This is a genomic window from Paramagnetospirillum caucaseum (assembly GCF_000342045.1).
Lineage (GTDB): Bacteria > Pseudomonadota > Alphaproteobacteria > Rhodospirillales > Magnetospirillaceae > Phaeospirillum > Phaeospirillum caucaseum.
This window is the reverse complement of record NZ_AONQ01000038.1, coordinates 1-12737: the sequence shown is the minus strand read 5'-3', so window position 1 is coordinate 12737 and position 12737 is coordinate 1. Positions and strand designations below refer to the sequence as shown.

Annotated in this window: 15 protein-coding genes and 1 pseudogene; 13 read left to right on the top strand and 3 right to left on the bottom strand. The window is 61.2% G+C overall.

Going from position 1 to position 12737, the window contains the following annotated elements; genetic code table 11:
• The first annotated feature begins 8 nt into the window (after positions 1-8).
• The 10 genes from H261_RS13990 (at position 9) to H261_RS13945 (ending at position 9694) form a co-directional block, all read left to right on the top strand.
• Complete coding sequence (locus H261_RS13990; protein WP_008618675.1) at positions 9-932, top strand: ArgK/MeaB family GTPase; 924 nt, start codon at positions 9-11, stop codon at positions 930-932.
• 182 nt (positions 933-1114) lie between these two features.
• Entirely contained in the window at positions 1115-1558 is a 444-nt protein-coding gene (locus tag H261_RS13985; protein WP_008618674.1) for a MaoC family dehydratase N-terminal domain-containing protein, read from the top strand.
• A 10-nt stretch (positions 1559-1568) separates the two neighbouring features.
• Positions 1569-1982: a MaoC family dehydratase gene (locus H261_RS13980; protein ID WP_040476530.1), complete on the top strand. Its 414-nt coding sequence runs from the start codon at positions 1569-1571 to the stop codon at positions 1980-1982.
• Between the two features lie 71 nt (positions 1983-2053).
• Positions 2054-3097: a molybdopterin-binding protein gene (locus H261_RS13975; protein ID WP_008618672.1), complete on the top strand. Its 1044-nt coding sequence runs from the start codon at positions 2054-2056 to the stop codon at positions 3095-3097.
• A 47-nt stretch (positions 3098-3144) separates the two neighbouring features.
• Positions 3145-4296 (top strand): ABC transporter substrate-binding protein, encoded by a 1152-nt coding sequence (locus H261_RS13970; protein ID WP_040476517.1) that lies wholly within the window; start codon positions 3145-3147, stop codon positions 4294-4296.
• A gap of 76 nt (positions 4297-4372) precedes the next feature.
• On the top strand, positions 4373-5248 hold the full coding sequence (locus H261_RS13965; RefSeq protein ID WP_008618670.1) for a branched-chain amino acid ABC transporter permease: 876 nt from the start codon (positions 4373-4375) through the stop codon (positions 5246-5248).
• Between the two features lie 3 nt (positions 5249-5251).
• Positions 5252-6247: a branched-chain amino acid ABC transporter permease gene (locus H261_RS13960; protein WP_008618669.1), complete on the top strand. Its 996-nt coding sequence runs from the start codon at positions 5252-5254 to the stop codon at positions 6245-6247.
• Entirely contained in the window at positions 6241-7005 is a 765-nt protein-coding gene (locus H261_RS13955; RefSeq protein ID WP_008618668.1) for an ABC transporter ATP-binding protein, read from the top strand. The genes H261_RS13960 and H261_RS13955 overlap by 7 nt, the downstream gene beginning before the upstream one ends.
• A gap of 4 nt (positions 7006-7009) precedes the next feature.
• Entirely contained in the window at positions 7010-8338 is a 1329-nt protein-coding gene (locus tag H261_RS26645) for an ATP-binding cassette domain-containing protein (protein WP_008618666.1), read from the top strand.
• A 159-nt stretch (positions 8339-8497) separates the two neighbouring features.
• The gene (locus H261_RS13945) at positions 8498-9694 is read left to right on the top strand and encodes a thiolase family protein (protein WP_008618665.1); all 1197 of its coding nucleotides are present in this window, start codon (positions 8498-8500) and stop codon (positions 9692-9694) included.
• A 189-nt stretch (positions 9695-9883) separates the two neighbouring features.
• On the opposite strand, the gene H261_RS23425 is transcribed toward H261_RS13945, so the two are convergent.
• Complete coding sequence (locus H261_RS23425; RefSeq protein WP_008618657.1) at positions 9884-10918, bottom strand: transposase; 1035 nt, start codon at positions 10916-10918, stop codon at positions 9884-9886.
• 309 nt (positions 10919-11227) lie between these two features.
• Between H261_RS23425 and H261_RS25795 the strand changes: the two genes are divergently transcribed.
• The 3 genes from H261_RS25795 (at position 11228) to H261_RS26090 (ending at position 12191) form a co-directional block, all read left to right on the top strand.
• The gene (locus H261_RS25795) at positions 11228-11398 is read left to right on the top strand and encodes a hypothetical protein (RefSeq protein WP_008618656.1); all 171 of its coding nucleotides are present in this window, start codon (positions 11228-11230) and stop codon (positions 11396-11398) included.
• 39 nt (positions 11399-11437) lie between these two features.
• Positions 11438-11962, top strand: coding sequence for a DUF2889 domain-containing protein (locus H261_RS13935; protein ID WP_008618655.1), 525 nt, complete (start codon positions 11438-11440; stop codon positions 11960-11962).
• Between the two features lie 76 nt (positions 11963-12038).
• Positions 12039-12191 carry a hypothetical protein gene (locus H261_RS26090; RefSeq protein WP_235062934.1) on the top strand — a complete coding sequence of 51 codons (153 nt, stop codon included), beginning with the start codon at positions 12039-12041 and terminating at the stop codon, positions 12189-12191.
• A gap of 13 nt (positions 12192-12204) precedes the next feature.
• On the opposite strand, the gene H261_RS13930 is transcribed toward H261_RS26090, so the two are convergent.
• Positions 12205-12405, bottom strand: a complete 201-nt coding sequence (locus H261_RS13930; protein ID WP_235062933.1) for an HU family DNA-binding protein — start codon at positions 12403-12405, stop codon at positions 12205-12207.
• Positions 12406-12468: 63 nt separating this feature from the next.
• Positions 12469-12737 (bottom strand): annotated as a pseudogene (locus tag H261_RS25470) (hypothetical protein); the annotation flags it as partial.

The window sequence follows — 12737 nt, the reverse complement described above, 5'->3', positions numbered from 1 at the left end:
GATGCGAGATGCCCGATTCAGCACTCTCTGGTCTCAAGACGAAAGCCGATCTGTCGGCGGCGCTGGAACGGTTGGAAAGGGCCGCCGAGGACGAGAACACGTTCACCCTTCTGTCCGCGGCTTATCAGCAGCCGCGCGCCCATGTCGTCGGGATGACCGGCCCGCCCGGCGTCGGAAAGTCGACGTTGATGAGTGCGTTGATCGGCGCGTGGCGGGGGGCCGGGAAAACCGTTGCCTGCATCGCGGTCGATCCGTCCTCGCGCCGCACCGGGGGGGCTCTGTTGGGGGATCGGACACGTCTGGCCATCGACCCGACGGATACCGGGGTTTTCGTCCGTTCAATGGCGGCACGGGATCGTCTGGGTGGCCTGGCGGCACTGACCGTCCCCGCAATGATATTGATGCGGGCTTGCTATGACTATGTCCTGATTGAGACGGTGGGTGTGGGGCAGTCAGAAGTTGATGTCGCGAATATTACCGATACGGTGATTTTCTGCGTCCAGCCGGGATCGGGCGACAGCCTGCAGTTCATGAAATCCGGAATTGTCGAGATCCCCCACATTGTCGTCGTCACCAAGTCCGACATGAAAGAGGCCGCCACCCGAGCCCTTTCCGACGTCTCCGGCGCCCTGCACATGTCCGTGGCCCGGGATGGTTGGACGGTGCCGGTCCTGCCGGTGTCGGCGGAGCATGGCACGGGGATTGCCTCACTGGCGGCCGCCATCAACGAACACGCCGTTTCTCTGGCATTTGACGGAAATCTTGCCGCAATCCGGCATGCCCAGGCCGAGCAATATCTGGCCGAGACAATACGTGAGAGATTTGGACGCGAAGGGCTGAGGCGCGTGGATAACCTGGGTCTCGCGCCCTTCGAGCCTCCCTTCCGTCGCATCGCCGAGGTCTCTGCGGATCTGGCGAAGCGATTGGGATGACGGATTAAAAGGACGAGGTGATAGCACGGGAATTGGCGTGGGTACCCGTCCTGGGAATGGGCGTCCGATACGGTATGCCGAAACCCACACAAACGTAAAATATCTTTACGTTTGTGTAAAACAGGGGTAGCCTTCAACTCGACGCCGGTGGTCCGGCAATTACCAGGGAGGCAAGCGTGGGCATGGCTGTGAAGGACATCGTCGGCAAGGTTTTCGACCCGTTCAGTATCGAGGTCGAAAAGGGGCGCGTGGCGTTCTTCGCGCGCTCGATCGGCGCGAGCGATCCCATCCATTTCAGTGAGGCGGCCGCGCGCGCGGCAGGCCATCGCGGCATTGTCGCGCCGCCGACCTTTGGCTTCACCATCGCCATGGACGCCAATCAATCGTTCATGGTGCTGGACCAGCTTGGCATCGACAAAACCCGCACGGTGCACGGCGAGCAGGAATTCATCTACCACGATGACATCTGCGCCGGGGACACCATCACGGGGCAGCAAACAGTGGCCGAGTCATATGACAAGAAAGGCGGCGCCCTCACCTTCATTGTCACCAAGACTGAAATCAAAAATCAGCTTGGCAGCCATGTCTGTGACTTGCGTACGGTCATTGTCGTTCGCAATGGTTGAGGAATCGGAAATGAAACGATTTGATGAAGTGGAAATTGGCGAGGTGTTGCCCGAATTCACCTGCCCGCCGGTGACGCGCACGCAGCTGGCGCTGTTCGCCGGAGCCTCCGGCGACCACAACCCGATCCATGTCGATGAGGACGCCGCCAAGGCGAGCGGCCTGCCTGGCGCCATCATCCACGGCATGTTGTCCATGGCGGTCCTCGGCCAGCTGGTGACCGGCTGGGTTCCGCAAAAGAACCTGCGGAGCTTCGCCACGCGCTTCGCCGCCATGAACTACCCCGGAGACGCGATCATCTGTCGCGGCAAGGTGGTCGGAAAGTGCCAGGAGGGTGGGGAGAACCTGGTCGACCTGGAACTCGAAGCCTGGAACAGCCGGGGCGAGAAGACCTTGGCGGGGTCGGCAAGGGTGATGCTGAGCTGACCCGGACCGGGCGGCGATGGAGTGCGAGAGGTCACTGCTGCGCCATTCGGAGGATTTAGGGAGCGAAGCCGATGATCTTTGGCGACTTTCCGATCGAGGCGGCCGAGGGGGTGGTGCTCGCCTATTCGATTCACCTCTCCGAATCGATCCCCAATGGACGGTCGATAAGGAAGGGGCGCACCCTCTGTGCCGGCGATATCGCCGCGCTGACTGCGGCGGACATCCATCGTATCACCGGTGCGCGTCTTGAGGCCGGCGACGTTGACGAGAACGCGGCGGCCGATTCCGTGGCCGACGTCCTGGTCGGAGCCAATGTCGGCCGCAGCGAGGCCCTGACCGGTCGCAGTAACTTGCTGGCGGAAGCCCATGGCCTGCTCATTATTAATCGCGAACGGATCGGCGCCTTCAATCGGATCCATGAGGGCGTAACGGTGGCGACGGCCGAGCCGTGGATGATCGTGGAACCGGGCCAAGTTGTGGCGACGCTCAAGATCATCCCGTTCGCCGTGGAGCGGCGAGTGATAGACCTTTGCCGGGACTTTGCCTCGGCGGGGGAGCCTGCCATCTCGGTGAGGCCCTTTATCCCGCATAAGGTGGCGATGATCCAGACCACCCTTGCCGGAACCCGTGAAAGTGTTCTCCAGAGCGCCGCCGCCGCAAATCGGAGCCGCATTGAAGCGCTGGGCAGTGTTTGGCTTTCGGAGAGGCGCTGTAACCACGATGCAGAGGCCCTGGCAGTGGAGATCGGGCGGGTCCTGGACGAAGGGTGCTCGTTGCTGCTGATTTCCGGTGCCTCGGCCACCGTTGATCGCCGCGATATCGTGCCCGCCGCCATTCTAGGGGCGGGTGGCGGCATCGACCATTTCGGCATGCCGGCGGACCCCGGCAACCTCCTGCTTTTGGGCCATGTCGGTCAGGTGCCGGTGATCGACCTTCCCGGCTGCGCCCGGTCCCCCAGCCTCAACGGCCTGGATTTGGTTCTGCGGCGGGTGCTTGCCGGACTCGCCGTCACGGCCAGCGACATCATGGACATGGGCGTCGGCGGTCTGCTCAAGCAATGCCCATCATTGACTGCAAGTACATTAGAACAACAACAAGAACAATCATCTAGATGAATAAGAACGTCTGACAGACCTTTAATCGGAATGGGGAGGACAGTGTCATGCGAAAATCAACAATTGCCTTTGGTGTTGCCTTGGCCGCCTTGGTGGTCGCGGGCGTGAATCAAGCCATTGCGGCGGAACCAATCAAGGTGGGGGCCGTGCTTTCCCTGACCGGTGGTGCCGCTCCGCTGGGGGAACCGGAAGCGCAAACCCTTCAGATGATGGTTGATGAGACCAACAAGGCCGGCGGATTGCTGGGGCGTCGCGTGGCCTTGATCCAGTTCGATGATGGCAGTGATCCCGGCAAGGCCAATGGCTTCGTGAAGCGCCTGATTGAGGATGAAAAGGTGGACATGCTGATCGGAGGCACCACGACCGGCGCGACGATGGCCATGTACTCGCTGGTGGAACGAGCCGAGATTCCATTCATTTCCCTTGGGGGGGCCAGGGTCATCGTCGATCCGGTGAAGAAGTGGCTCTTCAAGGTCTCTCATGATGATCGCATGGCGTCGGAACGAGCCCTACAGGACATGGCCGGGCGTGGCTACAAGTCCATTGCCCTGCTCGCCGACACCACCGGCTACGGCCAGTCAAGCCGCAAGGAGACCTTGGCGGTCGCCGGGAAGTACGGCGTCTCCATCATCGCCGACGAAACATTCAACGTCAAAGATACCGACGTCACCGCCCAGTTGGCGAAAATCAAGAATAACCCGGCCGTGCAGGCCCTGTTCGTCTCCAGTTTCGGCCAGGGTCCCATCGTCGTTGCCAAGGGCATGGCGCAGTTGGGAATGACCCTGCCTCACTATGAGGGTCATGGGTCGGCCTCCCAGGAATACCTGAACCTGACCGGTGCCGCGTCGGAAGGGGTACGTATGCCGTCGCCGGCGGTGATCGTGGCCCAAGTTCTTCCCGATAGCGATCCCCAGAAGGCACTGTCGGCGGAGTATGCCAAGGCTTTCGAGGCGCGCTTCAAAACTCCGCCGTCCACGTTTGGCGCCTATGCCCGTGACGCCTGGCTGCTTTGGGTGAACGCCGTCACGCGGGCGGGTTCGACGGACAAGGCCAAGGTTCGGGATGCCCTGGAAAATACCAAGGATTTCCCCGACACCAGCGGAATCGTGACCATGTCGCCCCAGGATCATCTTGGCATCGACTCGTCTGGTCTGAAAATGGTCCAGATCAAGAATGGCGGCTGGACGCTGGCAAAATAATTCATCCCGTAACCGCCTCCTTGTGCCGTTAAGCATCATTGATGGTGCAAGGAGGTTTGCGTGAGAGGGGGCGAAGATGTCGCCTGAATTTATTCAATTCATCTTATCAGGCATTACGCTTGGCGCAACATACACGCTGGCGGCGCTCGGTTTCTCGATGATATTCAATGCCAGCGGCGTGATTAACTTCGCGCAAGGCGAATTCATCATGATCGGCGGCATGTGTGCCTCCGTTCTTGTGAGTGCGGGCATCCCGCTGCCCCTCGCCTGTATCGTCGGTGTGATGGCCGCGGGCTTGATCGGATATCTGATGGAGCGGCTGGCTGTTGGCCAATGTCGTGACGCCGAGGTTGCCACCTTGATTCTCGTCACCATCGGGGTGTCGATGATCGTGCGGGGGTTGACCGAGATATTCTTCGGCAAGGCCAATCACGGCCTGCCGCATTTTTCCTCGGACAAGCCGATCGAGATCGCGGGGGCGACAATCCTGCCGCAAAGCCTTTGGGTTCTGGCGGTTTCCGCGTTGATCGTGGTTGGGCTGAAGCTGTTTTTCAGCCGCACTCAACTCGGCAAGGGGATGCTGGCGGCATCCTATGACCGATTGGCGGCGCAGTTGGTGGGAATCGATGTCCGCCGTGTCCTGACACTCAGCTTCATTCTCTCCGCGCTCATCGGCGCGTTCGGCGGCATTCTGGTCACGCCGATCTCCACCGTCGCCTATGACACCGGTATCATGCTTGGCCTCAAAGGGTTTGTCGCCGCCACGCTCGGGGGGTTGGGAAGCGGAAGCGGGGCTGTCTTCGGAGGGTTGCTCCTTGGGTTGGTCGAGGCGTTGACCGCCGGTTACGTCTCTTCTGCGTACAAGGACGCGGTGCCCTTCGTCATGGTGTTCATCGTCATGGTGCTGCGTCCCCAGGGATTGCTTGGTGCCAAGCCAACGGATCGGATCTAGGTCATGATAAAGCTTCCAGGTGCGAATGGCGTGGACTCTGGCTCCCTTCCTGAAGAGGTGGTCAACCGTTTCAGGGGACTCGCGGCACTGGCTGCCGTCCTGATAATCCTGCCAGCCTTCCTTCCAAATACATTCTATGTCGATGTGGCGAACCGTGTGGCCATCCTGGCCATGAACGCCATCATGCTGAATCTCCTGATGGGGTATACCGGGCAGATCAGTCTCGGCCATGCCGGCTTCTTTGGTCTTGGGGCTTATGGATCGGCGATTCTGACGGCCCGCTACAATGTTCCCCCGCTCGGTGGCTTGATCCTGTCAGCCGTGGTCACCGCACTCCTTTCCTGGGCAGTGGCGCGCGTCATTCTTCGCCTGCGCGGCCACTATCTCGCCATGGCGACCCTGGGATTGGGAGTGATCATCACAATCGTCCTGACCAATGAGGCGCAATGGACCGGCGGCCCGGACGGAATGCCGGTGGGGCGATTCTCGGTCTTGGGCTATTCCCTGGCGGGGGAGCGGCAGTGGTATTGGGTTTTTGCCGTATTGCTGTTCGCGACCGTCGTCATCACCCAGAATTTGATCAACTCCCCGGCCGGGCGCGCTCTTCAGGCGCTGCACGGGTCGGAAGTCGCGGCGACGGTGGCGGGGGTCGATGTGCGTCGCCGTAAGATGGATGTCTTCGTTCTGTCGGCAACGGTCTCGTCGATCCTGGGCAGCCTGGGGGCCCATTATTTCGGATACATCAATCCTGGTATCGCCGACTTCGTGCAATCGACCGAGTTGGTCATCATCGTTGTCTTTGGGGGAATGGCCTCGATCTACGGTGCCCTGATCGGAGCCGTGATCATCGGCATTCTGCCGCAATTCCTGGCCGGATACGATGGCTGGGACGTGGTGGCGTTTGGGGTGATTCTGGCGGCAACCATGATTTTCCTGCCCCGGGGCCTGGTGCCGAGCCTGGCGGCCGCCATGCGGCCGAAGCGAGGTGCGACGTGCTGACGGTTGATCATCTGTCCAAGTCGTTCGGGGGGATTCATGCCGTCCAGGACGTCGGCTTCCATATTCCCGCCGGATCGGTCTATTCGGTGATCGGCCCCAACGGGGCGGGAAAAACGACACTGTTCAACCTGATCTCGGGCCTCTACACGCCGACGGCTGGATCCGTCAAATTCGAGGGAGCCGAGATTACCGGCATTCCACCGCACAGCCTGGCCCGGATGGGAATCAGCCGCACGTTCCAGAACCTGCAGGTGTGCAAGAACCTGAGCGCCATCGAGAACGTCATGGTCGGCGCGCATTCGAGGCTCAATTCCGGGATGTTCGCCGGCATGTTCCGGTTTCCCGGCATCGTGCGCAGTGATCGGGCCTGCAAGGAACGAGCGGTCGATCTCATGACGCAGGTCGGCTGCAAGGCCTATATCGACGCTCACGCCTCGGCCATGCCCTATGGTGCGTTGAAGAAGCTGGAAGTGGCCCGCGCGCTTGCGTCCGAGCCGAGGCTCCTTTTTCTCGACGAACCCGCCGCCGGCCTCAACCACACCGAAACGCATGATATGGCACTGTTGGTGGGAGAACTGGTGCGGTTGGGGATCACCGTCGTGGTGGTGGAACATGACATGAAGCTGGTGATGAACATCTCGCACCGGATTCTCGTGCTCAATTACGGACAGAAACTCGCCGAGGGGACTCCCGAGGAAATCAGAAAGAATCCAGACGTCATCGCCGCCTATCTGGGCGGGGACGAAGACGAGGAATAGGCCCATGCAGGCGCTTGCCATTATTTTGTCGGAACACCGCACCATGCGGATGGTCGGTGGCGCTCTTTCGGCGTTGGGTGCCCAGTTCGCCGATGGAACGGCGGACGACACCACCTTCCACACCATCGAGCTGATCGCGGATTACTTCAGTGGGTTCAGGGATCTCTATCACGATGCCTGGGAATCCGATGTCCTGTTCGTGCGTATCCGGGAACGCACCGATCGCGGGCAAGACGTTCTCGCCGAACTGGAGCTCCATCATCGGGGGGCCTATCAGCAGACCGAAAGGCTGAGGCAGATGGCGGTCAGGCCCGACCGGGGGGCCGAGCAGAATATTGCCGAGTTGGTGGACGAGATCGCGCTGTTTCGGCGTCGCATGGACAACCACCTTCGGCTGGAGGAGGAGTTCTGCTTCCCGCTGGCCCGCGAGGTGCTGATCGATGAGGATTGGCTGCAGGTCAACGACATCTTCGCCTCCCGCACCGATCCGTTGACTCACGAATATCCGGCGGAGGCGATGGCCTTGCTGCGCGCCCGGATCACCCGGCTGTTGCCGGCTCCGGTCGGCCTCGGCGCGAGGGAGGATTCCGTCCCGCTCGCCCCGAAGCAGATGTCGGGCAATCCCGAGGCCATGCTGTCGGTCGTGGGTCTGTCCAGCGGCTATGGCAGGATCGAGGTTCTGCACGGCGTCTCGATGCAGATCATGCCGGGGCAATTGGTCGCGCTGGTCGGGGCGAACGGGGCCGGCAAGACCACCTTGCTGCGCTGCATCTCCGGGGTTCAGCCGGTGTCGCGCGGCTCGATTTCCATGCACGGAGAGCCGATCACCTTCGACGAGGCGAAAAACCGGGTCAGGGCCGGTATCTGCCAGGTTCCCGAAGGCCGCCACGTCTTCAAGCCCATGAGCATCGAGGACAATCTGCGACTGGGCGGCTATCTCCGCCCGGCGGCGGAGATCAGGACCAGCCTTGAGGAGGTCTATGCCCTGTTCCCCGTCCTGCGGGAGCGGCATGACCAGCCGGCCGGCGTGTTGTCGGGCGGGCAGCAGCAGATGCTGGCGCTGGGCCGGGCGCTGATGGGAAAGCCCAAGCTGCTTTTGCTCGATGAGCCCAGCATGGGGCTGGCTCCCCTGGTCGTCGCGGAAATCTTCCGCAACATCCGCCTGCTGCGGGATGCCGGCATAACCATTCTGCTGGTCGAACAGAATGCGCGGGCGGCACTGGCGATCGCCGATTACGCCTATGTCCTTGAAACGGGCAATGTCGCCCTGGAAGGCAAGGGCGCGGACCTGCTGCGCGACGACCAGGTGCGCCGCGCCTATCTCGGCATGTGACGGGCAGGGCAGTCGCCGCGCTACTACATGTAAAAAATATTTTACAGTATGTTAAAAATGGGCTATGGTCCGCCTCGAAGCAAGTGACAGGGGGTGCGTCATGTTGAGGTTGATTTTCGCGACGCTGGCCAGGGTTGGTCTCTCCGTGAAGAGCGGGCGATGAGCGCCTGGATCCCCTATGGCGCGTACTGGAGCACGCCCCTCGCGAAGTGGCAGGGCAGCTTCGCCAATCTGCACGCGATCAGGTTCGCCGCGCATGTCACCAAGGCGGAAATGGCCCGCCGCAACCTTGATCCCAAGGCCATCGATTTCGGCGTGCTTGGCCTGTCGGTGCCGCAGACCGCCTGCTTCTACGGCCTGCCCTGGCTGACCGGCATGATCGGCGCGGATGGCGTCGGCGGCCCCACCATCAGCCAGGCCTGCGCCACCTCGGTGCGCTGCCTGCAGACGGCGGCCCTCGAGGTCGCGGCCGGGATGGCGACGGTGGCGCTGGTGCAGGGCTGTGACCGTCTTTCCAACGGCCCCCACATCTATTACCCCAATCCCCGGGGAATGGGGGGCACCGGCGAGACGGAGGACTGGGTGCTGGCCAATTTCGGCCGCGATCCGTTCACCGGTCAGGCGATGGTCGTCACCGGCGAGAACATCGCGAGGAAGGGGGGCTTCACCACCGCCCAGCAGCATGACCTGGTGCTGATGCGCCAGACTCAATACGACATGGCCACGGCGGAGGATCACGCCTTCCAAAGGCGCTACATCACCCTACCCTTCGATGTCCCGGATGCCCGCTTCGGCAAGGTGGCGGGGGTGATGTCCGGCGACGAGGGGCTGACCCGCTCGACCCCCGAGGGCCTGGCCAAGCTCCGGCCGGTGGTCGAGGGCGGCACCATCACCTATGGCGCCCAGACCCATCCCGCTGACGGAAACGCCGCGATGCTCGTCACCACGCGTGAAAAGGCGCGCGAGCTGTCAAAGGGCAAGGTCGGCATTCGCCTGGCCGGTTTCGGCCTGGCGCGGGTCGAACCCTCCCATATGCCCGCGGCGCCGGTTCCCGCCGCCCGCCGGGCTCTTGAACAGGCCGGACTGGCCATCGGCCAGATCGATGCGGTCAAGACCCACAATCCCTTTGCGGTCAACGACCTCTATTTCGCCAAGGAAACCGGCTTCCCGCTTGACCGGATGAACAATTACGGCTGCTCGCTGATTTACGGGCATCCGCAGGGGCCGATGGGCCTGCGCGGAGTGATGGAACTGATCGAGGAACTGGCGATCCGCGGCGGCGGCCGCGGCCTGTTCACCGGCTGCGCGGCCGGCGATACGGCGATGTCGGTCATTGTCGAGGTCGGCGATGCCTAACGGATGTGAATGTCAGCGGATGGTTCGATGAGTTCTGGCCGCTGATTGGTGCGCTGCTTTGTCTCCCTGTAGCGCTTCGGTGGGGCATGCGAGGTTTCCTCAAATGTCTCCCCTCCACTTGGCCAGGCGGCTTTGTCGCCTGGCCTACTTTTTTGTGGAGAGATCGTGTGCCGACGAGCGTTTTGAAGTTCATCCCCCCCAGGCTTGCAACAGGGCGTCGTCGATGGAGAAAAGCTCGCTGGCCAGCAGTCCGCTTTCGATGAGGCGTTGCAGCGTGGTCGTCAGGATGGCGCGAATGACCTCCTGGGCCAACAGGCGCTCACGGTTCTGCGCAAAGACCGTGGCATCCCAGGCATGGGTCTTTCCATGCAGCCCAACGAACCAGCGCAGCAGCTGGTTGTGTTCAAGCTGCTCCATTAACTGGCGATCCGAGCGGATGGAGTAAAGAACCTGAAGCAACATCGCACGCAAGAGCATGTCACGCGGTATCGAGGATTGGCCGATCATTGCATTCAGCGCTTCAATCCTATCCCATGATTCCACCAGGATATCCGTGACCATTTCGCGAATGGCCCGCAGAGGGTGGCCCTTGGGGACCCTCGCGTCAGGGCTGACGGTATGGCTGACCCGATCTTTTATCGTCGTGCCGTGCGCGGCCACGCCACTGGAGGCGAGCGTGGAGAATATCTCGATGATTTCATCAAGCGATACGGCGCCTTTCAGGGGGTCAAACCACCGCGCGAGCCAGTTGCACATGCCAAGAATGCCAAAGGCGACCATCTTGGGGTTGAGTTCCGGGTTGAAATCCCCCTCTTCCTGCCCCTGGCGGATAAGAGCAGTCCACAGATGACCGTTTTCAGACCATAGCTGCCGAAGCTCGATGGCCTTCGGGGAGTCGTCGAAAAAATGATCTTCCCGCAAAGCCACCGTCATCTCGAGATACGCCGATGGATTGAAGCTGGAAAGGTGGTGCTTGATCGCGGCGTGTAGCTTGGGGAAGGGGCCCTTGCCCGAGTTCAGGATGTTCTCGAGCTCCGTGTTGAGGCTCCTGGCTTGCGGAATCAATATCGAGTGGAGTATCTCCTCCCTGCTCTTGAAGTAATAGTAGATCGCCTCACGCTTTATGCCGACTTCTTTCGCGATGTCCTCGATTGTTGTGCGAGATACGCCTCTCCTCTCGAACACCTTTGCTGCTTTCCTCAGGATGTCGGCTTCTCTGCTCATTGTCTTGCGGTTCCCTATGTTGCGGCAGGCGGCTGGCCGCATGCAGGGCGCGGTGGTCGCGAATTTCCAGCCTGACCGTACGAATGAAGATTACTCCAGGCATGCGGCGACACACAACCGTGTAAAAAATGCTTACGCAATGATGTGAATAATTTACGTTTGTGTAACCATAGGATAGGGTTGGGCGTGGCTAGGTTCGACCGAAGCCCGTTCGGGCAAGCCGCAAGTTCCGCTGAGGGGGGGGCTCGATGTGTGCGGAGGGCTGAGGTCGCCCTGCTTCCCTAACGTTTTTAAACTGGAGCGAATTCAATGAAATTCATCAATCCCCCGGAATGGCCGAAGCCCAAGGGCTACAGCAACTGCATTGTGAGTTCGGGCCAGATGGTGTTTATCGCGGGCATGGCGGCCGTCGTCGTCAATGGATTGATGGAGGACCAGGCTAGGCTGGAGATCGAGACCACTGCGATGATTCCTGGCTAATGCTATGGTCAAGCTGGATCGCCACTCTGTGAGTTTGAAATGAGCAATAATTCATCCCGCAGGCCAATCCATACGCGCCGCATCGAGTATGCCTCGTTTCTGAGGGAGGATGGGCTGTACGAAATAGAAGGCAGGCTGATCGACACGGTGGAGGCGTCGGGAAACGCCATACATGTCATGTCCCTGCTTCTGACCTTCGACCAGAACCTCACGATTCACAGTGTAAGGCCAGCCCTGGAGGCGGGGCCATTTCCGTCCTGCCACGACAACCCGGATGTGTTGCTCGGTCTGGTCGGCATCCAGATCGCCCCGGGCTGGCAGCAGCGTGTCCGGGCGAAAATAAGCAGCAGCGAGAGCTGCACCCACCACATGGAATTGTTGTTCACCATGGGGACGGCCGCCTACATGGCCGTCTCGCTTGCCCCGGAACTCAACGGCACGGCCCCCTTGAGTCACATGCGGGAAAAGGGGATCGAGCCATATTTTCTGAACGGTTGTCGGGCGTGGCAGGCCGACGGGCCGGTCGTCAAGGAATTTTTCCCGGAACTGGCCGTGCAAAGGTGAGCGCCAGCGGAGCCTTGGAAGCCTCGTTGAAAGCTGTATAGCTGGTAAATCGGCGTAAACGTGTCGTGAAGCCCTGATGGCGCTCGATTTCGGTCAGAATCATCAGAGCCATATCCAGGGCAGGATAATCGCCCGTGGCCGACGGGCTGCGGGCATTTTCCTCCGCCCGTTCCACGGCGCGACAGCTGTGGCGGCGGAGAAGAACGACACCGTTTCCGATAGATGCTGAGGATCAACTGATTTCAAAGCGCCGTCTTCAGTGCCGCCGCCGCGCTGAACCTGATGGCGATCGTGGCGGCGATTTCGATGGCTTCGCCGGTCTTGGGGGCGCGTTCCGACTTGGAGAAGGAACCAAAGCCCGCCAGACGGAAGCTGCCATCGGCTTTCACGCCCGTCGAAGATGGTGGACAGCATCGCCTCGACGGCGGCACCTTGACCAGCACCGGATCGCCGATGACCGCCGTGAAGAATGCGCCGTGGATAGTTGCCGGGGAACGCCATTCTCGTCACCGCTCCGGTCGTCGGCCTCGGCGATGGTGCAGACCAGGGTAGATGTCGAAGCGTTGTGCGGCTTCGCTTCCCGCCTCATAGGCATCCGACAGCACGGTACGCCGCGCGCGGCTGCCCTTGACGGTGAAGTTGATGCCCAGACTGTCCATTTCGTCATCGACCACCGAGGCCTTGATCGGCACCAGATCGCGGCCCGAGGAGCGGACCATTGCCGCCTCGCGTTCCTCGCGCATACTGTGCAGCTTGCAGGCGATGCCGTGGGCTC